Annotated in this window: 19 protein-coding genes; 8 read left to right on the top strand and 11 right to left on the bottom strand. The window is 63.7% G+C overall.

The window, feature by feature from the left end; translation table 11 throughout:
- Window positions 1-34: 34 nt before the first annotated feature.
- Window positions 35-2,197 (bottom strand): serine/threonine protein kinase, encoded by a 2,163-nt coding sequence (locus AC5STI_RS21645; protein ID WP_495448302.1) that lies wholly within the window; start codon window positions 2,195-2,197, stop codon window positions 35-37.
- Between the two features lie 44 nt (window positions 2,198-2,241).
- On the bottom strand, window positions 2,242-2,817 hold the full coding sequence (locus AC5STI_RS21640; RefSeq protein WP_475054668.1) for an OmpA family protein: 576 nt from the start codon (window positions 2,815-2,817) through the stop codon (window positions 2,242-2,244).
- 182 nt (window positions 2,818-2,999) lie between these two features.
- Here AC5STI_RS21640 and AC5STI_RS21635 point away from each other — a divergent pair, with 182 nt between their 5' ends.
- On the top strand, window positions 3,000-3,842 hold the full coding sequence (locus AC5STI_RS21635) for a M15 family metallopeptidase (protein WP_495448301.1): 843 nt from the start codon (window positions 3,000-3,002) through the stop codon (window positions 3,840-3,842).
- A 9-nt stretch (window positions 3,843-3,851) separates the two neighbouring features.
- Here AC5STI_RS21635 and AC5STI_RS21630 read toward each other — a convergent pair whose 3' ends face one another.
- Window positions 3,852-4,181 (bottom strand): hypothetical protein, encoded by a 330-nt coding sequence (locus tag AC5STI_RS21630; RefSeq protein WP_495448300.1) that lies wholly within the window; start codon window positions 4,179-4,181, stop codon window positions 3,852-3,854.
- On the opposite strand from AC5STI_RS21630, the gene AC5STI_RS21625 reads away from it, so the two are divergent.
- A complete protein-coding gene (locus AC5STI_RS21625; protein WP_495448299.1) occupies window positions 4,161-5,081 on the top strand; it encodes a hypothetical protein in 921 nt (306 codons plus the stop codon). The two genes, AC5STI_RS21630 and AC5STI_RS21625, sit on opposite strands and share 21 nt — an antisense overlap.
- Before the next feature lie 24 nt (window positions 5,082-5,105).
- On the opposite strand, the gene AC5STI_RS21620 is transcribed toward AC5STI_RS21625, so the two are convergent.
- The 8 genes from AC5STI_RS21620 to AC5STI_RS21585 form a co-directional block, all read right to left on the bottom strand.
- On the bottom strand, window positions 5,106-6,605 hold the full coding sequence (locus AC5STI_RS21620) for a caspase family protein (RefSeq protein WP_495448298.1): 1,500 nt from the start codon (window positions 6,603-6,605) through the stop codon (window positions 5,106-5,108).
- 122 nt (window positions 6,606-6,727) lie between these two features.
- Window positions 6,728-7,054 carry a DUF8776 family protein gene (locus AC5STI_RS21615; RefSeq protein WP_490400324.1) on the bottom strand — a complete coding sequence of 109 codons (327 nt, stop codon included), beginning with the start codon at window positions 7,052-7,054 and terminating at the stop codon, window positions 6,728-6,730.
- 2 nt (window positions 7,055-7,056) lie between these two features.
- Entirely contained in the window at window positions 7,057-7,443 is a 387-nt protein-coding gene (locus tag AC5STI_RS21610; protein WP_027233853.1) for a response regulator, read from the bottom strand.
- A 33-nt stretch (window positions 7,444-7,476) separates the two neighbouring features.
- Entirely contained in the window at window positions 7,477-8,340 is an 864-nt protein-coding gene (locus AC5STI_RS21605) for a CheR family methyltransferase (RefSeq protein ID WP_475054660.1), read from the bottom strand.
- Complete coding sequence (locus tag AC5STI_RS21600) at window positions 8,337-8,819, bottom strand: chemotaxis protein CheW (protein ID WP_008558479.1); 483 nt, start codon at window positions 8,817-8,819, stop codon at window positions 8,337-8,339. Before AC5STI_RS21600 ends, AC5STI_RS21605 begins: the two co-directional genes overlap by 4 nt.
- Window positions 8,809-10,977 carry a chemotaxis protein CheA gene (locus tag AC5STI_RS21595; protein WP_490400325.1) on the bottom strand — a complete coding sequence of 723 codons (2,169 nt, stop codon included), beginning with the start codon at window positions 10,975-10,977 and terminating at the stop codon, window positions 8,809-8,811. The genes AC5STI_RS21600 and AC5STI_RS21595 overlap by 11 nt, the downstream gene beginning before the upstream one ends.
- Window position 10,978: 1 nt before the next feature.
- A complete protein-coding gene (locus AC5STI_RS21590) occupies window positions 10,979-11,353 on the bottom strand; it encodes a response regulator (protein ID WP_421056855.1) in 375 nt (124 codons plus the stop codon).
- The gene (locus tag AC5STI_RS21585; protein WP_421056856.1) at window positions 11,350-11,637 is read right to left on the bottom strand and encodes an STAS domain-containing protein; all 288 of its coding nucleotides are present in this window, start codon (window positions 11,635-11,637) and stop codon (window positions 11,350-11,352) included. Before AC5STI_RS21585 ends, AC5STI_RS21590 begins: the two co-directional genes overlap by 4 nt.
- Before the next feature lie 424 nt (window positions 11,638-12,061).
- On the opposite strand from AC5STI_RS21585, the gene AC5STI_RS21580 reads away from it, so the two are divergent.
- The 6 genes from AC5STI_RS21580 (at window position 12,062) to modC (ending at window position 18,832) form a co-directional block, all read left to right on the top strand.
- Window positions 12,062-14,434, top strand: a complete 2,373-nt coding sequence (locus tag AC5STI_RS21580) for a methyl-accepting chemotaxis protein (RefSeq protein WP_495448297.1) — start codon at window positions 12,062-12,064, stop codon at window positions 14,432-14,434.
- 168 nt (window positions 14,435-14,602) lie between these two features.
- Window positions 14,603-15,547, top strand: a complete 945-nt coding sequence (locus AC5STI_RS21575) for a CheB methylesterase domain-containing protein (protein WP_495448296.1) — start codon at window positions 14,603-14,605, stop codon at window positions 15,545-15,547.
- Window positions 15,548-15,573: 26 nt separating this feature from the next.
- A complete protein-coding gene (locus AC5STI_RS21570) occupies window positions 15,574-16,137 on the top strand; it encodes a chemotaxis protein CheD (protein WP_475054652.1) in 564 nt (187 codons plus the stop codon).
- 195 nt (window positions 16,138-16,332) lie between these two features.
- Entirely contained in the window at window positions 16,333-17,046 is a 714-nt protein-coding gene (gene modA / locus AC5STI_RS21565) for a molybdate ABC transporter substrate-binding protein (RefSeq protein WP_495448324.1), read from the top strand.
- Window positions 17,043-17,747 carry a molybdate ABC transporter permease subunit gene (gene modB, locus AC5STI_RS21560; protein ID WP_495448295.1) on the top strand — a complete coding sequence of 235 codons (705 nt, stop codon included), beginning with the start codon at window positions 17,043-17,045 and terminating at the stop codon, window positions 17,745-17,747. Before modA ends, modB begins: the two co-directional genes overlap by 4 nt.
- A complete protein-coding gene (gene modC, locus AC5STI_RS21555) occupies window positions 17,747-18,832 on the top strand; it encodes a molybdenum ABC transporter ATP-binding protein (protein ID WP_495448294.1) in 1,086 nt (361 codons plus the stop codon). Before modB ends, modC begins: the two co-directional genes overlap by 1 nt.
- The last annotated feature ends 49 nt before the right edge of the window (window positions 18,833-18,881 follow it).

Here is an 18,881-nt window from a genome sequence, read left to right as displayed (position 1 = left end):
GGACGCCCGGAAAACTCGTCTCACGGTTCTGCGATTAGGGTTTGGCAGTAACCAGAATACGGCTGTCGAGAGAGCGGATGCGGCTGGAATCCGCCTCGTAGCTGGCCTGCAGCGCTTCTGCAAAACCCACGGCGCTTTCCGAGGTCGGGCGCATGCCGTCAAACAGCGGCTCCGAGGAGTGCAGCACCAGAACCTTGCTTTTACCCAGGGTGCTGTCGTCCACCTTGAAGGCGATGCCGCCGCCGGAGGAGGATTCCTCAAGGCTGTAGGCAACCCGCACCGGCACATCGCCCGCAGCACCGTCGCGCAAACTGGCCACCGCATTGTCGGGCCGCGCGATATTGGGCAGCAGGTGGAACACGTTGCCGGATACATCCAGCACCGAGACGGTCAGGTAGCCATCGGTTACATCCGCCGGCAGCACCACGTCGATCACCGGGTTTTCCCCGACAAAGAAGCGGCCCGAGGGGTTGGGCTCGACAGACGAGCCGCCCACCGCAAATTGAACCTCCGCACCGCCGGGGGGCGCCTTGGGCAGGTGCTGCTCTACTACGCAGAGAGAGTCGTTCAGCACTTCGACATCCAGCACCACCTGCCGTTCATGGGCCAGCGCACGCAGGGCGTCGAACAGTTCCAGCCGGGTTCCGGTGCTGGCAACCCGCCCGCTGATCAGGATCGGATCGGTGGGCGCATAGCCGTCGTAGTGGCCGTTGCCGTCGCGCACAAGCGGGCCGCAATCGGCAAAGGCCTCCATCACCGCCTTGACCTCAGCCACCGGCAGCATCGGCAGTTCAAACCGGATTTCCGCCTTGCCCTCCAGCGCGCCGGGAAGGCCGTTGCGGAAACGTTCGTTCAGCATTTCCGCAGTATTGGTGTCATCGGTTGTGCCGGTCAGGCGGGCCTTGTTGTTGCTGACCACCAGCCGCCATTCGCGCAGCCCCTCAAGCGGCTGCACCGTGTCCAGCACATCGGCGCCCCAGGTCTCAGCGATTTCACCGGAGGCAAGGGTCAGGTCCGCGTCCTGCGCCAAGGCCAGCAGGGCGTCCCGGGTGGCCTCCGATGGCACGTTGCCAACGATCTGCACCGGGCCATCTGCCGGTTTTTCGGCAATCAGGGAATAGGGGCGCACAATCGGGTACGACGGTCCCATAAAGCTGTCGAGCATCCCGCTGAAATAGGCTCCCGCACCGCCGCCGCCGAGAAGCAGCAGAACTGCAAGGGCCGCCCACAGGCCGCCGCGGGTTTTCTTCTCCTGAGCTTTCTCCGGCGCCGGTTTGGGCGGGGGAGGCGGTGCCGGCTGGTGCGTTTGCGGCACGATGATCGTGGCATCTTCGGCTGCGGGCCCGTCCAGCACATCCGCCAGGCTGCCGCCGTCGGGATCGTCGAGGAACGCCAGCACCTCGCCTGCGCTTTGGAAGCGGTCATCCGGGTCCGGTGCGCACATCCTGTCGATCAATGTCTTGAGCGGTTCCGGCACGCCGCTGGTGTCCAGAGGCTTCTGCTTGTTTTCGACCACTTCCATCGGATTGGCGCCCAGCCTGGGCGCTTCGCCGCGGAAGTTGGCCAGCAGCAGCGCCCCCAGCGAATAGATGTCGGAGCGCGCGTCGGTTTCGCCGCTCATCTGTTCCGGTGCGGCATAGGAGTACTTGCCGGCAAATTCATTGCCGACGATGGTCTGGGCGCCGGGATTGGTATCCTTGGCTATGCCGAAGTCGATGATCACCGCCTCGGCCGGATCACCGCCGCGCAGGATGATGTTATCGGGGCTGAGGTCGCGGTGGACGATGTTGCGGGCATGTGCGGCCTGCAGCCCTTCGGCGACGCGGCGGCAGATCACCAGCAGATCCTCGGCCGCCATCGGCCCCTGCTTCAGGCGCTTATCGAGGCCGGGGCCTTCGACGTAATCCATCAGCAGGTAGATATGGCCGTCCGGCGTGCGGTGGTTTTCCGAATAGCGGACCACCGCGGCATGGCGGATTTCACGGATATTCTCCTCGCGCGCCATCAGGACGGTAAAGTCCTCATTGGCGGCAAGCTCTTGCTTCAGCACCTTCAGCGCCACCAGGTTGCCGGAGATTTCCGACCGCGCCTTGTAGACATCAGATGTGCCGCCACGCCCCAGCAGGCCTTCAATCCTGTAGGTGTTGTTCAGCAGATCACCCGGCTGAAACAGGTCGCCAGGGCGCGATTCAAGCATGTAGTTCTCCCTGGCCTGCAGTCCGCCGCGAGTCCAAACCGGGCTTAGCCCAGAGCCTGGAATTCGACGCGGCGGTTTTCGTCCGCACGCGGGTTGTTCTGGTTAAAGGGGGCAGTCTCGCCCATGCCGATCGCCTTGAGCATGTCCTCAGGCACGCCGCAGGAGCTGATCAGATGGCGGCGCACTTCCTGCGCGCGCAGCAGCGACAGCCGCTCATTATAGGCGGCAGAGCCGGAACTGTCGGTATGACCGATGATCTGGAACACGGTACCGTCCATCAGCTTCATTGACTCGCACATATTGGCCAGCTTCGGCGCCTGGTCCGCGCGCAGCGCAGCGCTGTCGAAGTCAAAGGAGATCTGGACATTGATCTGGGTCTGCCGGTCGACCGGATTGTATTCCTCAGCCGCGGCGGCTACGGTCGCGGTTTCCTGCGCGGTGTCCTGGGTTTGCTCCGTGCTGCTGGGCACAATCACCAGGCCGCGTGTTTTCTGTTTCTTGAAGGCGTTGGTGATTTCCTCAACCGACAGTTCACCGCCGTTTGATTGCGCCTGCGCCAGCGGTGCAAAAATCAGGCCGGCCCCCAGAATACTTGCGAAAATTCCTTTCAGGCGGATCATGCTCAGCGCCCTCCCCTACCGTTGCAACATGGACTGCAGCTTATACCAGCACCCGCGGCCTGCCAATGGCAGGCACAGGCCCTCCGCGGAAAAAAACATGGTGTTTCCGGCAAGTTGTAATCAGGGGGTTTACTGACGCGCGGCGAACGATTGAAATGGGCGCAGATTAACCGGGAGGAAACATGCGGGTTCTGCCAGCAGTCATAATAGCTATTGGCCTGGTGCTGGCCCCGGCGGTCTGGTTCGGGCTGAGCTGGCTGCTGAGCGAGGAAGATTACCAAGGGGCTGGCGGTGTGGATTCCACCGCGCGGATCGAGATTGAGATGCTGCGCCAGCAGGTCGAGGATCTGCAGGCCCGGGTCAGCGATTTGCAGAATGAAGTTGCCAGCCTGCCCGCGGGAGGGGCAGGCACAGGAACCCCTTTCACCGATGACGCGGCAGGTGAGGCCGCGATCTGGAACCAGACCGAGGGCGCGGATCTGGACTATGCCCAGGTGGTGCTGATCGCCGACCGTCTGAACGTGAACCGCGGGCTGAAGGTCACCGGCGGACGGTATCTGACAGAGAAGCTGGGCCGTCCGCGGGAGGATCTGAACGACAATTGCCAGCCGATGACCAACCCGGACCTCAAGAAAAAGCTGGTGACAGAGCAGGTTGGCCCTATCCGGGTCAGCATGTTGCGCCCGGCAATTGAAAGCCTGAAGGTGGTTTTCGAGAACATCCGCCAGGCGGATCCCGATCTGTATGCCCGCATCAACACCGCCGGGGCGCTGTGTGTGCGCCGAATCCGCGGCACCTTGAGCTCGCTGTCCACCCACAGCTATGGGCTGGCGGTCGACCTTAACATCGACGGCAAGCTGGACAATTTCACCGACGGCAAGACCCAGCTTGGGCTGACCATCATGGCTGATTTTTTCTACGATCAGGGCTGGGTCTGGGGCGCAGGCTTCCGCCGCGAGGACAGCATGCATTTCGAAATCAGCCGCCGCCAGCTGGACCAGTGGCTGGCTGAGGGGCTGTTGTAGAAACCCGCCTCAGGCAGATCTTAAAAGTACCTTGCTGGAGTCGATCGCCGCTGCAATCCTCTGATAACGCACAATAGACCGTGTGGGCGAGTTTTCCGCGGACCTGAGCAGTTTGGTCTGGGCTTCCTCCAGCACGGCCAGCGCCTGCGCCTTGGCAGCGGTTTGCCGTTCCGGTGCGACAGCGACAATCGGGCGGTGCGACCGCTCGGTGCTGTTCAGCGACCGCGCCTTCCCCCTTGGTTTTGAGGGGTCACGGTTTTCCCGCGCAATCTGCCGCAGATCCCGGGCCGTATCCTGCAGGATTTCCCGCAGCGGCTCATGGCCAGGCAGGCCAGCCAAATCCTTTTCCAAAGCTTCGAAACGTTCGGCCAGGCAGTCGATAAGGTAGGGTCCTACAATGCCGCACAGGTTCCGGAAGCCTGCAACACGGTCCACCACTTCGTCAGCAGACCGTATGCGGTTGCCAAAGAACCGTCCGTTTCCGGATGGGCCTCCGTAGGTACTGCCTTCGCCGTCGCCGCCACCACGAGAGCTAACGCCACCAGCACCGCCATCGCCGCTGCCGCCGTCACCGCTGCCGCCGTCACCGCTGCCGCCGTCACCGCTGCCGCCGTCGCCGCTGCCGCCGTCACCGCTGCCGCCGTCACCGCTGCCGCCGTCACCGCTGCCGCCATCGCCGCTGCCGCCATCGCCGCTGCCGCCATCGCCGCTGCCGCCGTCACCGCTGCCGCCATCACCACTGCCGCCATCGCCGCTGCCGCCGTCACCGCTGCCGCCATCGCCGCTGCCGCCGTCACCGCTGCCGCCGTCGCCGCTGCCGCCATCGCCGCTGCCGCCGTCGCCGCTGCCGCCATCGCCGCTGCCGCCGTCACCGCTGCCGCCATCGCCGCTGCCGCCATCGCCGCTGCCGCCATCGCCGCTGCCGCCGTCACCGCTGCCGCCGTCGCCGCTGCCGCCATCGCCGCTGCCGCCGTCACCGCTGCCGCCATCGCCGCTGCCGCCGTCACCGCTGCCGCCGTCGCCGCTGCCGCCGTCACCGCTGCCGCCGTCGCCGCTGCCGCCGTCACCGCTGCCGCCGTCGCCGCTGCCGCCATCGCCGCTGCCGCCGTCACCGCTGCCGCCATCGCCGCTGCCACCGCCGCTACCGACTCCGCCAGCGCCGCCATAGCCGCCGGCTTGGCTATCCAGGGGACTGTTCAGGAAACAGGTGAGCAGAAGAAGGAACAAAGCACGATGTAACGACATCCGCTTGAAGTAGGGCGCTTATCCTTCCAGTCCATAGGCCTGGCGGATACCCCGCTGCGTTCCCGGTCCGAAGTCGCCGTCAATCGCGCCCGCATAGAAGTTGTTGTCCTTCAGCTTCCGTTGCAGCGCGCGCCGGGTTTCGGCGGTGAACATATTGGGCCGTTCGCTAAGCAAATTGAGCACATCAGAACTGCCGCTGCGCAGCGCTGCATAGAGGTAATGTGCTGAATCCTCTGGACCTTTTGAGGGGATCAGCCCGTCGTCAATCAGCGCGGCGAAGTTGAATTGGGCCTGCGGATGACGCAGGTCCGCGGCGCGTTCAAAGAATGTCAGCGCTTTTTTCGGATCGGCGCGAAGCCCCAGCCCGCCCTGGTAGTGAAGAAACCCGAGATCATTGATAGCGTCGGCGAAATCCTGGTCTGCCGCGGCCTGATAAAGCTCCAGCGCCTTGGCCGGGTCTGCTTCGACACCGGTGCCGCGCTCATACAGCTTGGCCAGTTCGAACTGCGCCTCCGGGGAGCCGGCGTCCGAGGCGCGCTGGAGAAATTCCACGGCTGCCTTGGGGTCGAACCGGCCCTCATTCGGGTTGAGGCGGATATAGGCCAGTCCCAGCATCGACCGGGTGTCGCCGAGGTCGGCCAGCGCCAGCAGCTGTTCTTCCTGGTCCGGCTTCAGCGCGGCCCAGGCGGCGGAGGCATCGGCCACCGAGACCGGAGTGTCGTTTTCGCCGGGGCCGGCCAGATAAAAGGGTACTCCGGTGAGCGAGCCGTAAGTGTGGGGTTCCTGCAGGTTGGCAGTGTTTTCCAGAACCCGGTCGCGCACCTGGCGGAACATCAGGCTGATCTCCAGCCCGGGCTGCACCATTTTCTCCATCAGCGCAGTTGCATACGGGGAGTTGCTGCCGCTGCCGTCCAGCGCCACCTGGCCGTCCTTGGCGGCAAAGGCCACCAGGGTGCCGCGGTCCGGATCGGCCGGCGCCATGCCGCCGCCGCCGCGGGTGGTTTCGCTGGAGGCCGCCGTTTGCACGCTGCTCTGCTCCAGCGCAATGGAGTCGCCCAGCGGGTTGTCGCGGCAGCTGTCGAGGATCACGATGCGCATTTTGCGGGCGCGGTCGACTGCCGCCAGCAATTGCTTCAGCGATAGCGACTGGCGCTGCACATCCCGGTTGCTGGCGACCTTGGCGTCTGCCGGGATGAGGAAATTCTCGCCCTGCACCTCGATCCCGTGGCCGGCAAAATAGACCAGCGCCAGATCGGCGACTTCGGAGCGGAAGGCGAAATCATCCAGCATCTGCTCCATTTCCGCCGTCCCCGGATCCAGCGCCAGGCTGACGTCAAAGCCGATCCCCTCCAGCGTGTCCGCCATTGCAACGGCATCGTTGCGGGTATTTTCGAGCGGAGGCAGGTACTGGTATTCCGCCACGCCGATGACCAGGGCGATGCGGTCGCTAGCAGCCTGCGCCCCTGCCGCAATCATCAGGCAGGCGGTGAAAATCAACGGTTTGAAAAGGAAAGACATACGGATACCCGGGCTGGCGGTTTCAGCTATGCCCAATGTAGTCCGCTGCGGCAGCAATTAAAAAGAAAATTCGCCGCTGCTGGCAGGACAGCCCCGCCCTGGTCAGGGCGGGGCAGCGGAGTTCAAGTGCTTGCCAGGCTGCTGGCAGAGCGCAGCCGGTCGCGCAGCTTTTCCAGGGTGACCCCCGCTGCCGCGGCCGGCAGGTCGGCGGGGCCTGACTCGTCAACCTGCGCCTGCACGCGCTTGTAAAAACCTGAGAGCCCGGCCAGGGTCTGGATCACCAGATCGAAGTCCTGCAGGGAGCGCAGTTCCTGGCTGGTCGGGGGCGTGCCCCGCTCCAGCACGTCGAGCACGACGTCTTCCAGCGCCTGCATCTGACTGCGCAACTGCTCCATTTCCCACGCCGAGGCGGCGCAAAGTTCGCTCAGGGCTGTGCCGGGACGCTCCATCGTTACAGCCGCCCGACGACCTGTTCGATGGCCTGCTTCATCGTGGCAACCGTGAACGGCTTGCGGACAATGTTGTTCAGGCCGATCTGCTTGCCGACCTGGATCATCTCCGGCGTCGGCTTGCCGGTGACCAGGATGAAGCCAACCCGCTGGGTGACCTGGTGGCTGCGCAGGGCCTTCAGCAGGCCCAGACCGTCCATGCCAGGCATGTTGTAGTCGGACAGCACCATGTGCACCGGTGTCTGAACCAGTTTCTTGTAGGCGCCCTCGCCGGAGTTTTCGACCATGTAGTTCTTAATGCCGATCTCATCCAGGCTCTGTGTGATGATCCCCCGGCTGGTTGACATATCGTCAACGACCATAACGCGGAGAGAGTCTTTCAAGCTCATTTTTCTTTCCTTCTGCTCTGCTTGCAGCCGTGGTCAGGAGGTCCTGCCAGCGGGTGAGTTGACATAAGTTGTGATCCCGGCCGTCTTCAGGTGCTGCGCTGCCGGGCCGGACATGCGCTCGGAGTGCCCGATGAAGAGATAACCGCCCGGGTTCAGGGCATTCTGGAAGGCCTGCCACACCTTCTGCTGGGTCGGGTTGTCGAAATAGATCGCCACATTGCGGCAAAATATGGCGTCGAACTTGCCCCGGAACGGGAACGGCTCGATCAGGTTCAGCACCCCGAAGGTGATCAGCTTGCGCAGGTTGTCCGGCAGCCGCCCCTCGGCGTCCCGGGCGGGCACCAGCTTGCGGTATTTCGCGTCGATCTGGGCCAGCTCGTCCTCAGGATACTTCGCTCCTTGGGCGTGGCGCACCACAACCGGGTCGATATCGGTGCCGAGGATCTTAAAGTCCAGCTTGGCCGCGTCCGGGCACAGGTCCAGAACAGTCATGGCGATCGAATAGGGTTCCTGTCCGTTGGAACAGCCCGCCGACCAAAGCCGCACCCGCCCGCCGCGCCGCGCCTGCTCGATCAGAGGCGGCAGGACGTCGTTGCGCAGCGTCTCAAAGTGATGCGGCTCCCGGAAGAAGTGGGTCACATTTGTGGTCAGCAGCGACAGCAGGCCGCTGCGCTCCTGCTCGGAATTGGGACCATCCAGACACGCCAGATATTCCTTGAAGCTGGAGAAGTTTCGCTGGCGCAGCTTGCGCGCCAGCCGCGAAGACACCAGCGGTTTCTTACTTGCCGCCAAGGCCAGGCCGAAGTGTTTATGCGCAAACTGCGCAATGGACTCGAATTCCTGGTCTGTCAGCGACAAGCTTTCAGCTGCGGGAGAGATGGAACCTTCTGCGCTCACGGCATCACCTGCTCCGGAGCCGAGATAACCGCATCCAGATTGATGATGCGCACCATGGTGTCATCATGCGAGATGATACCTTGGATGTATTCCATCGTGTTGCGGCTGTCGACCGGCGGGGTGTCCTGGATGTCGTCCGGGTTGATCGAGATGATCTCCGAAACCGACTCCGCCAGAAGCCCGACAGGCTTGCCATGCACCGAGACCACAATGACCACATTGCGCTCGCTGGCTTCGGTCTGATGCAGGCCGAAGCGTGCCGACAGGTCATAGATCGGGATCACCGCGCCGCGCAGGTTCATCACGCCCAGCACATCGGCCGGAGCATGCGGCAGGATGGTCACCGGCGACCAGCGCCGGATCTCGCGGATCTGGGTGATCTTCAGGCAAAAGGCCTGGCCTGCCACGGTGAAGCTGACGAACTCGCTGTGTTCAGCGTGCTTCACTTCCTGATCGGTTTGCTTCACTTCAGCTTGCATTGCTCATTCTCCGCTCGGTGTCAAAGGCGGCCGCCGTGGGCGAGGCCGCAATGATGCTTTCTGGGTCCAGGATCATGGCGATCTTGCCATCGCCCAGAATGGTTGCAGCGGCGACGCCGGGAATTTCCCCGCAGACGCCATCCAGGCTCTTGATCACCACCTGGCGCTGGTCGTGGATATCATCCACCGCCAAGGCGCAGCGCTGGCCGGTCTCGGTCTCCACCAGCAGGTAGACGCCGGCCTGCTGGTCGCTCTCGCGGTACAGGCCCAGGCCGCCTGCCACATCGCAGATCGGCACAAAGTTGCCGCGGATCGACAGCAGGGTGCCGTCGGCGCCGAGGTTGTTGATCATGTCGTCGCTGCCGCGCATGGTTTCGACGATCGAGGTGATCGGCACCACCATGGTCTGATCGGCCACCGACACCACCATGCCGTCCATAACCGCCAGCGTCAGCGGCAGGATGATGGTAAAGGTCGAGCCTTTGCCCGGGGTCGAGGAGATGTTGATGCGGCCGCCAAGGCCGGTAACCGCGTTCTTCACCACATCCATACCGACACCGCGTCCCGAGAGGTTGGAGACCTCTTTTGCGGTGGAAAAGCCCGGTGCGAACAGCAGATTGTCGATCTCGCTGTCGGTGAGCTCGGCATTTTCCGGGATCAGGCCTTTTTCGATGGCGATCTGCTTGACCCGCGGCCGGTTCACGCCGGCACCGTCGTCCTTGATCTCGATGCAGACGCTGCCGGAACGGTGCGAGGCAGACAGGCGGATTTCACCAGTGGTCTGTTTGCCTGCGGCTTCCCGGTCTTCGGGCTTTTCGACGCCATGGTCGACCGCATTGCGCAGAATATGCGTGAGCGGATCGGACAGCCGTTCGATCACCGTCTTGTCGACTTCCGTGTTTTCGCCTTCGGTGACCAGCTTGCAGGTCTTGCCGGTGGCTGCGGAAGCCTCACGCACGATCCGGGCCATGCGCTGGAACAGCGGTTTCACCGGCTGGGCACGGATGGCCATGACACCTTCCTGGATGTCGCGCGCCAGGTTTTTGAAACCTTCGAGCTCCGTCTCAACGTCGCGCAGGTCGGCGACGTTGAGATTGGCAATCTGCTGCGCCAGCATCGAATGGTTGATGATAAGCTCCCCGACAGCGTTGATCAGCCGGTCCACCCGCTCGAGCTCGACGCGGAGCGTCGGCTTTGGACCGCCGCGCTGCTCCTGCTTGCCGCTCTCGGCTTTCGGGGCCGATGCCTTTTCTTCGGCAGCTGCCGGCTTGGCTTCGGGTTCAGGTGCGGGGACCGGCGGTTCAAAAGGGGCGGCTGCGGCCTCCCCGTCTGCGCTGTCTGCAGCGGCAGGAGCGGGCGGGGTGCTGAACATCGCATCCAGTGCGGCCAAGGCATTTGCCTCTGCTTCCGCGTCACCATCCCCGGCAATCGACAGCTCGCAAAGCCCTTCGACAAACTCAAACACCGCCTCGACCACTGACCGGGTCTCCTTGGTCACCAGGACCAGATCCCAAGCCAGGTAGCTTTCGTCCATGTCCATGGTGTCAAAACCGGGCAGCTCGTTCTCATCGAGCTTCACGGTCAGATCACCCATGTCCCTCAGCGCCTGGAACAGGAAAAACGGCTCATTACCGGTGCCGTACATTTCCTTCAGCGGCTGGAACCGGATCCGGTATGTCTCCTCCTGCGGTTCCGCCGGGGCACCGCCGATATCACCAAGGTCCATCATCGGTGCCGGGCCGCCAAGTCCCATCGGCTCGAAGGTGAGGTCTTCCTCTTCCTCCGGGATGTACTCATCCAGGGCCGCCAGCAGGGTATCATGGTGTGCCTCGTCGATCTGGCCGCCATCGCGGGCCGCCTCGACAAGCGCCGACAGGTGGTCGCTGGAACGCAGCAGCAGCTGAATCAGCTTCTCGTCCAGATCCAGCCGGTTGGAGCGCACTTCGTCAAACACGGTCTCGAACCGGTGGGCAAAGGCCACCAGATCATCGAGGCCAAAAGCCCCGGCGCCGCCCTTGATCGAGTGCACGGCGCGGAAGATCGCATTGACAACCTCAGAGTCGTGATCGCCTCCTTCGATGGCGGTCAGACCCTCATCCGTTGCTTCGAGGAGCTCTTCGCACTCCTCAAAGAAGGTATCCTGAATCGAGCCGGACATCTCAGGCCGCAGCTCCGGTTACACGCTTGAGCGCAAAGATCAGCGAAGCATCGTCAAACGGCTTGGTGATCCAGCCGGTGGCGCCTGCACCGCGGGCGCGGGCCTTCAGCTCCGGTGCGCTTTCGGTGGTCAGCACCAGGATCGGCACCTTGGAGTTGATGCCGTGGCCGCGCAGCTCTTCGATCACGCCGAAGCCGTCGAGGTTGGGCATGTTGATGTCAGTGATCACGACGTCGGGGTCGACGTCGGAGTACATGTCCACCCCTTCGCGGCCATCGACCGCACAGTGGTATTCAAACCCGGCCTCTTCCAGGGTTGCGGCCAGAAGATTCCGGATCGTGCGGGAATCGTCGATTGCCAGAACTTTGGTCTTCATGCTGTTTCCTCGTCTTCAAAACGGTTGGGCTCCAGCCCCAGAAGCGTCAGGGACTTGCGGCAGGATTCGGTGATATTGGTGACTGAGAAGCCTACCCCCTCGGACCGCCACTGCTGCTCTGCTCCGAGCAGAATCTGCAGGCAGCGCGAAGGCATCAGAGCAACGCCGCTGCAGTCGATTTCGACCGCCTTGGCACGTGCCCCTTGAAGGAAGGCGATCAGCGGATCCAGCTCCGCGAAGGCATTCGGCAGATCAAGAATATGCTTTTGCGTTTCCGTGGTCATGTTCGGCGATTCGCACCCCCGTTGTCGGCGATCAATTCGAGTTCGATGAAGCAATTGATAGGTGCGGGGCCTTAACATTTGATTGCCGCAGCGCGCCCGCCAAGGGGGATTCATAAGGAGAGGGCGGGCAATTCCGCGTGGAAATTCCTGTCAATTTTTAACGGTGGCTCAACGCTCCAGAGAATCACCTGAACGCCATGCTGGGGTGCTTGCGGGCGTGCCCAGGACACGGCGCTCAGCCAGAAGATGCATCTTTACCTGACCTTTACGGAGTGACGCTGTTGCGCTTCGGATTCCCGCCCTTTTTTGCTGTCGAACAGGATCAGGCTGCCCTTCCGTAAGCTGCAAATTAACATCTGCACGACATCCTGAGAGGCATCATCAATTGCGGTGGCCCAGACCGCAATACTCTTAGGAGGACGGAATGAAAGCCCTGAAATCGCTTAAACTGGCACATAAGCTGCCGTTGTTTGTTGTTGGATTGGTTGTGGTTGTGACGGCGATTCTCGTCACCATCAGCACGCTCAGCTTCCAGCGCAGCGCAGAAACAAATGCCGAGGACCAGCTGAGCTCCATGGTGGCGGACCGCAAGCTGTCGGTGCAGACCTTGCTGGACGGGATTCATGCGGATGTCCAGACGCTGGCCTCCGTGCCGTCGACGGCAACCGCCATAGAATGGCTGACGATGACGTGGAACGACCTGGAGGGAAATCCGGGCGAGATTCTGCGCCAGGCCTATATCGACGACAACCCGCATCCGGAGGGGCAGAAACATCTGCTGGCGCGCGGCAAGGGCGACTCCCCCTATCACATGCATCACGAGAGCTTTCATCCGGCCTACAAAACGCTGATCGAAAGCAAGGGGTATTATGACGCCTTCCTGATCAACCTGGCCGGCGACGTCGTCTATTCGGTGTTCAAGGAAAACGATTTCGGCACCAATATGATGACGGGACCGTTCAAGGACACCGGCCTTGCAACCGTCTATCGTGAAGCGCTCGAAGGCAGCCGCGGCGAGGTGTTCTTTGCCGATTTGGAGCCTTACGCAGCAAGCGGGGGCAAGGCAGCAGGCTTTGCCGCGACGCCGGTTGTGAACGACGCCAATCTCACCGTGGGTGTGCTGGCAGTGCAGATTCCGGTCAGCTTGATCGGGTCGATCATCAACAATGAGCAAGGGATGGGCGAAACCACCCAAGTCTACTTGGTTGGCTCCGATATGCAGGCCCGCACGAATTCGCGATTCGAAGAGGGTTTCAAAGTGCTCTCGCAACTCCCACCGACCAAGCAGGTGGTGGAAGCCTTTGATGGAAAGTCGCACGTGCAGAAAAATGTCCCCGGCCTCGACGGGCATCCTGTGCTGGCCTATTCGGAACCGCTTCCGCTGGCCTTTGCAGATTGGGCGATCATCGCCGAGCAGGACTTGGCCGAGCTGATGGCTCCGGCGGAAAAGAAGCGTAACATGCTGCTTCTGGCCTCGGTCGCCTGCGCAGCCGCCATGTCGTTCCTCGGCTGGCTGTTCGCCCGCTCCATCACCAAGCCGATCGACCGGATCTGCGACAACATGGAGGCGGTGTCCTCCGGTGATCTCGACATTACCGTTGCCGAGGCAAGCCGCAGCGATGAGATCGGCAAAATCGGCAAGACGCTGGTGTCAATGCAGCAGGACCTGAAGCAGGCCCGCGCTGCGGAAGAGGAACGTGCTGAAATGCAGCAGCAGCAGCAGCAGGTTGTCGAAAGCCTCAGCGCGGGCCTCGTGCGGCTGGCCGATGGCGATTTCTCGCAGCAGATCAGAGACTCCTTCCCGCAGGAATACGAACAGCTGCGGAAGAATTTCAACAGCACTGTCACCAATCTGAGCGGCACCGTCCAGCAGGTGGTTGAGGCCTCCGGCAGTATCCGCAACGGTGCCGCCGAAATCAGCCAGGCCTCCGACGACCTCTCGCACCGCACCGAAAGCCAGGCTGCCACGCTGGAGGAGACCGCCGCGGCGCTGGATGAGCTGACCGCATCGGTGAAATCCGCGGCTGAAGGCGCCCGCAGTGTTGAGGCCACCATGGCTGAGGCGCGCACCGAGGCGGAGAACAACCGCGAGGTGGTGCAGAGCGCGGTGTCGGCCATGACCGAAATTGAGCAAAGCTCGAACCACATCAGCCAGATCATCTCGGTGATCGACGACATCGCCTTCCAGACCAACCTGCTGGCGCTGAACGCCGGGGTAGAAGCCGCACGGGCAGGCGAGGCCGGCAAGGGCTTTGCCGTCGTCGCGAGCGAAGTGCGGGCGCTGGCGCAGCGCTCCTCGGATGCGGCAATGGAGATCAAGACCCTGATCAGCGACAGCTCCAAACAGGTGGAGCGCGGGGTGGATCTGGTCGGCAAGGCCGGCGAGGCGCTGCAAAGCATCGTCGAACGGGTCACCCATATCTCGCAGCTGGTCTCCGGCATTGCCGAGGGCGCCGCAGAACAGTCGACCGGCCTCAATGAGATCAACACCGGCGTCACCCAGCTGGACCAAGTAACCCAGCAGAACGCGGCAATGGTGGAAGAGGCGACCGCGGCCGGCCACATGCTGAACACGGATGCCACCAAGCTGGCGGAACTGGTCGCCCATTTCCGGGTGGCCGGCGGCAGCGCGGCAGCCCGTTCTGCTCCGGCAGCGGCACCGGCAGCTCCGGCGGCAAAGCCTGCACCTTCGGCGCATGGCGAGGACAACTGGGAGATCGAGGCAAGCGCAGCGCCTGCCGCCGCGGCAGCAGCCGGAAGCGGCAATGCTGCCCGCGATCTCTGGCAGGACTTCTAAACGAAACTCACCGGAGGCGCCGCTGCCCGGGCAGCGGCGCCTCCAGGCCATGGCAACCTGTGCCGCAATTCTGACGGTACCGCAAATTGACTGGGGAACCCATTGTCTTCGAATAACTTATTGATCATTACCACTGACCGCAGCTTTGCCAGAAACCTGCAAAGCTATATGGAGTCCGCCTACCCGGGCATGCGGGTGTATTTGGCGAACAACCTGATGATGGCCTACAACCAGGCTGAAGCGGCGCAGCCGGTTTTCGCCTTTGTGGAGGACGGGTTCACCAAGCTGCCGGAATTCGAGATGATGATGGCTCTGTTCTCGGCGATGGACACGCGCTGGGTCTCGGTCATGGACACCCACGGCGCGACCCCGGCCCGGAAATCCTCGCCGTTGCTCGACGTCGGTGCGGGCATCTTCGAGCTGACAAAGGCGGACCACCCCAGCCAGTTCGCCCAGTATTTCGACATGATGGTCAAGGCGCCGCGCCGCAGCCCGCGGGCGGCGTCCCGGACATCGGCCAGCCGCCCGGCGTCAGCCGTGGGCGGCAGCCGCAAACTGATCCTGATCGGATCCTCAACCGGCGGGGTAGAAGCCCTGCGCAGCATTCTGGTCGGTTTCCCATTCGACTGCCCGCCGACCTTGATTGTCCAGCATACCGGTAAGAATTTCGGCTCTGGCCTGGTCTCGCTTCTGGACCGGATCTGCCCGGCGCGGGTGCGCCCGGCCGAGGACGGCATCGCGCTGGAGCCGGGCCATGTCTACATCGCTGCCGGCCAGCGCCGCCATATGGGGCTGAGCAACCGCAAGCCGCTGCGGCTGCGGATGAAGGAAGGGCCGGATATTTCCGGCCACACGCCGTCTGTTGACGCTCTGTTCACCTCTGCCGTGCCATATGGAAAGGACGTTGTTGCCACCATCCTGACCGGCATGGGCCAGGATGGAGCCCGGGGATTGCTGGACCTTCGCAAAGCCGGCGCCAAGACCTTTGCCCAGGACGAGAAGTCCTCGGTCGTTTACGGGATGCCCAGAGTCGCGTGGGATATCGGCGCCGCGCAGCAGCAGGTGCCTCTGGCCCGGATGGCCAGCACACTACTACAGGCCAGCAAGGCCTGAACACACCGCAGGAAGGGACTAAAGCCTTGACCACTGTTTTCGCCAACTCGAAATCCGTAACGGTTCTTCAGGGGGAATACCGGGTGACCACCGATCCGAAAACCGTGTTCTCCACGGTGCTTGGCTCGTGCATCGCGGCGTGTATTTACGATCCGGAAAATGGTGTCGGCGGGATGAATCATTTCCTGCTGGCAAATGCCCGCCAGGGCGGGGCGGCCAACGCCCGTTACGGCATTCACGCGATGGAGCTGCTGATCAACGGCATCATGAAGAAGGGCGCCGTGCGGTCCAATCTGAAAGCCAAGGTCTTCGGCGGCGCCAAGATGTCTGCGAACCTGTCGGATATCGGCGCCTCCAATGCCGATTTCGTGCAGCGGTTCCTGCGCGACGAAGGTATCCCCTGCGTTTCCTCCAGCGTCGGCGGCACGTCTGCCCGCAGGGTGCGGTTCCATGCCTGTTCCGGCGCGGCCCAGCAGACCCATGTGCAGGACGACCGCAAGCTCGGTGAAATGGAGCAGCGCGCCGCAACGCGCCCGGCTCCGGCACCCGCACCGGCGGCAGGCGGCGCGGGCGCTGTCACCCTGTTCTGACCGGTCAGAACGGCAAGCCCGGCAGGCCGGGCCGCCCGGTGCAAACCGGGCGGAGTTAAATACCGTTTGCCCGCGCTGCCCGGCGCGGGTAGTCCATTAGAGGCTATGAGAACAAACCAGGCTTCATCATCGCCTCCTCAGATTCTGCCGGGCCTCCGGCGGGGCTTGGCAGCGGCTGTTCTGCTGATATGCGGCATGGCGGCGATGGCGCAGGCCCAGATCACGGTTTTTGCCGCCGCCAGCACCAAGACAGCACTGGATGAGGCCGCCGCAGCCTACCAGTCCGCGACCGCGCGGACCGTCACGATTTCCTATGCCGGCTCTCCGGCGCTGGCCCGGCAGATCCAGCTGGGTGCGCCGGCGGATGTGTTCCTCTCCGCCAACCCCGGCTGGATGGATGTTCTGCAGCAGGAGGGGCTGGTAGATCCCGCCTCGCGCCTGGATCTGCTCGCAAATCGCCTAGTGCTCATTGCTCACGGGAAAGACGCCGCGCCGCTGGAACTATCAGCCGCGGATCTGGGCGCGCGGCTGGACGAGGGCCGGCTGGCCATGGCACTGGTTGATGCTGTGCCCGCGGGCATCTACGGCAAGGCCGCCCTCACGGCAGCGGGCCACTGGACGGCGGTTGCGCCCAAAGTGGCGCAGACCGCCAATGTGCGTGCGGCATTGGCGCTGGTGTCCTCTGGCGAGGCGCCGTTGGGAGTTGTCTACGCGACCGATGCCAGCGCAGACAACAGGGTATCGGTGATCGCAGTCTTTCCGGAGGGAAGCCACCCGCCCATCGTCTATCCAGCCGCTGCCGTCGCAGGCGGCAACACCGCAGAAGCAATAGCTTTTCTTGACTATCTACGCAGCCCCGCGGCACGGGAGATTTTTCTGCGCCACGGCTTTGGGGTGCTGGCGGAGTGAGCGTTGAGGCGGCATGGCTGGGGCCGCAGGAATGGCAGGCCGTGATGCTGTCGCTGCGGGTCTCGCTCTGGGCGACGCTGGCGGCGCTGCCGCTGGCCGTTTTCGTGGCCTATGCGCTGGCGCGCTGGCAGTTTCCCGGCAAGCACATCGTCAACAGCCTGGTGCATCTGCCGCTGATCCTGCCGCCGGTGGTGACTGGCTACCTCCTGCTGATGGTGTTCGGCACCAAAGGACCGGTCGGCGGAGCGTTGCAGCAAATTGGCATCGTCTTTGCCTTCCGCTGGACCGGGGCGGCGCTGGCGGCCGGGATCATGGCCTTTCCGCTGATGGTGCGGGCCATCCGCCTGTCGGTGGAGGCGGTGGACCCCAAGCTTGAGCAGGCCGCCGCCACCCTCGGCGCGTCGCGCCTGTTGTGTTTTGTCACGATCACCCTGCCGATGATCCTGCCCGGGCTGATTGCCGGCGCGGTGCTGGGCTTTGCCAAGGCGATGGGGGAGTTCGGGGCCACCATCACATTTGTTTCCAGCATTCCCGGGCAGACCCAGACCTTGCCTTCAGCGATTTACACGTTCCTGCAGGTTCCCGGCGGTGAGACCGCAGCGCTGCGGCTGACGCTGGTGTCGATCGCAATCGCCCTGACCGCTCTTCTGCTGTCGGAACTGCTCGCGCGCCGGGCCGCTGACCGGGCCGGGGGGCGCTGATGCTGACCGTGTCGCTGCAACATGCGCTGCCGGGGTTCGGACTGGACGTGCAGTTCGAGGCGCCGCCGGGTGTGACCGTGCTGTTCGGGCGGTCCGGCACCGGCAAGACCACAGTGATCCAGGCGGTTGCCGGCCTGCTGCGGCCCGATCAGGGGCGGGTGACGCTGAATGGCGAGGTGCTGTTTGACACCGCCCAGCGGCATTGGCTGCCGCCGCACAAGCGCCGGATGGGCTACGTGTTTCAGGAGGGGCGGCTGTTTCCTCATCTGACCGTCCGGCAAAACCTGCTGTTCGGGCAATGGTTTGCCCCGCGCAGCGCCAAGCGGGAGAGCCTGGGCAAGGTGGTGGATCTGCTCGGCATCGGCCCGCTGCTGCAACGGCGTCCGGGGCTGCTGTCGGGTGGCGAGAAACAGCGGGTGGCGATTGGCCGGGCCCTGCTGTCGGCGCCGCGGATGATCCTGGCGGATGAGCCGCTCTCGGCGCTGGACGAGGCCCGCAAGGCTGAGATCCTGCCCTATTTCGAGCGGCTCAGGGACGAGATCGGCATCCCGATGCTCTATGTCAGCCATTCCGCCGCCGAAGTGGCCCGTCTGGCGACAACGGTTGTGGTGCTGCAGGACGGCAAGGTGCAGCGCCAGGGCAGCGCGGCAGAGGTGCTGGGGGATCCGGCAGTCATGCCCGCAGGTGTGCGCGCCGCTGGCGCCCTGCTGGAGGCTCGGGTCGCCCGCCACCACTCCGATGGGCTGACAGAGCTGGAGGCGGGCGGCGTGCCGCTGTTCCTGCCGCAAATCGCCCGGGCACCGGGCAGCCCGGTGCGGATACGGATCTCGGCGCATGAGGTGATCCTGTCGCGCCAGCGTCCCGAAGGGTTGTCGGCACTCAACATCCTGCCGGGCACGGTTGAGCATGTCCGCACCGGCAGCGGTCCCGGCGCCATGGTCTCACTGCAGACACCCGCAGGCCGGGTGCTGGCCCGGGTCACCCGGCGGTCGGCGCATGCATTGGAGCTGGAGCCGGGGGCGGACTGCTTTGCCGTGGTCAAAACCGTCTCCATCGCGCCAGAAGATATCGGCGGGGCCGGATAGGGCGGAGTCCCCTGCTTTCAAAATTTCCGGAACAATCCTTCAGGTAATC

The sequence above is a fragment of the Leisingera sp. CC-HEC096 genome, from assembly GCF_059429235.1.
This window is presented reverse-complemented; position numbering and strand designations above follow the sequence as displayed.

Coding starts and splice junctions, on each gene's coding strand:
- AC5STI_RS21645 (WP_495448302.1), bottom strand. CDS start 2,197: ATGCTTGAATCGCGCCCTGGCGACCTGTTTCAGCCGGGTGATCTGCTG.
- AC5STI_RS21640 (WP_475054668.1), bottom strand. CDS start 2,817: ATGATCCGCCTGAAAGGAATTTTCGCAAGTATTCTGGGGGCCGGCCTG.
- AC5STI_RS21635 (WP_495448301.1), top strand. CDS start 3,000: ATGCGGGTTCTGCCAGCAGTCATAATAGCTATTGGCCTGGTGCTGGCC.
- AC5STI_RS21625 (WP_495448299.1), top strand. CDS start 4,161: ATGGCCAGGCAGGCCAGCCAAATCCTTTTCCAAAGCTTCGAAACGTTC.
- AC5STI_RS21620 (WP_495448298.1), bottom strand. CDS start 6,605: ATGTCTTTCCTTTTCAAACCGTTGATTTTCACCGCCTGCCTGATGATT.
- AC5STI_RS21615 (WP_490400324.1), bottom strand. CDS start 7,054: ATGGAGCGTCCCGGCACAGCCCTGAGCGAACTTTGCGCCGCCTCGGCG.
- AC5STI_RS21610 (WP_027233853.1), bottom strand. CDS start 7,443: ATGAGCTTGAAAGACTCTCTCCGCGTTATGGTCGTTGACGATATGTCA.
- AC5STI_RS21600 (WP_008558479.1), bottom strand. CDS start 8,819: ATGCAAGCTGAAGTGAAGCAAACCGATCAGGAAGTGAAGCACGCTGAA.
- AC5STI_RS21595 (WP_490400325.1), bottom strand. CDS start 10,977: ATGTCCGGCTCGATTCAGGATACCTTCTTTGAGGAGTGCGAAGAGCTC.
- AC5STI_RS21590 (WP_421056855.1), bottom strand. CDS start 11,353: ATGAAGACCAAAGTTCTGGCAATCGACGATTCCCGCACGATCCGGAAT.
- AC5STI_RS21585 (WP_421056856.1), bottom strand. CDS start 11,637: ATGACCACGGAAACGCAAAAGCATATTCTTGATCTGCCGAATGCCTTC.
- AC5STI_RS21580 (WP_495448297.1), top strand. CDS start 12,062: ATGAAAGCCCTGAAATCGCTTAAACTGGCACATAAGCTGCCGTTGTTT.
- AC5STI_RS21575 (WP_495448296.1), top strand. CDS start 14,603: ATGGAGTCCGCCTACCCGGGCATGCGGGTGTATTTGGCGAACAACCTG.
- modA (WP_495448324.1), top strand. CDS start 16,333: ATGGCGGCGATGGCGCAGGCCCAGATCACGGTTTTTGCCGCCGCCAGC.
- modC (WP_495448294.1), top strand. CDS start 17,747: ATGCTGACCGTGTCGCTGCAACATGCGCTGCCGGGGTTCGGACTGGAC.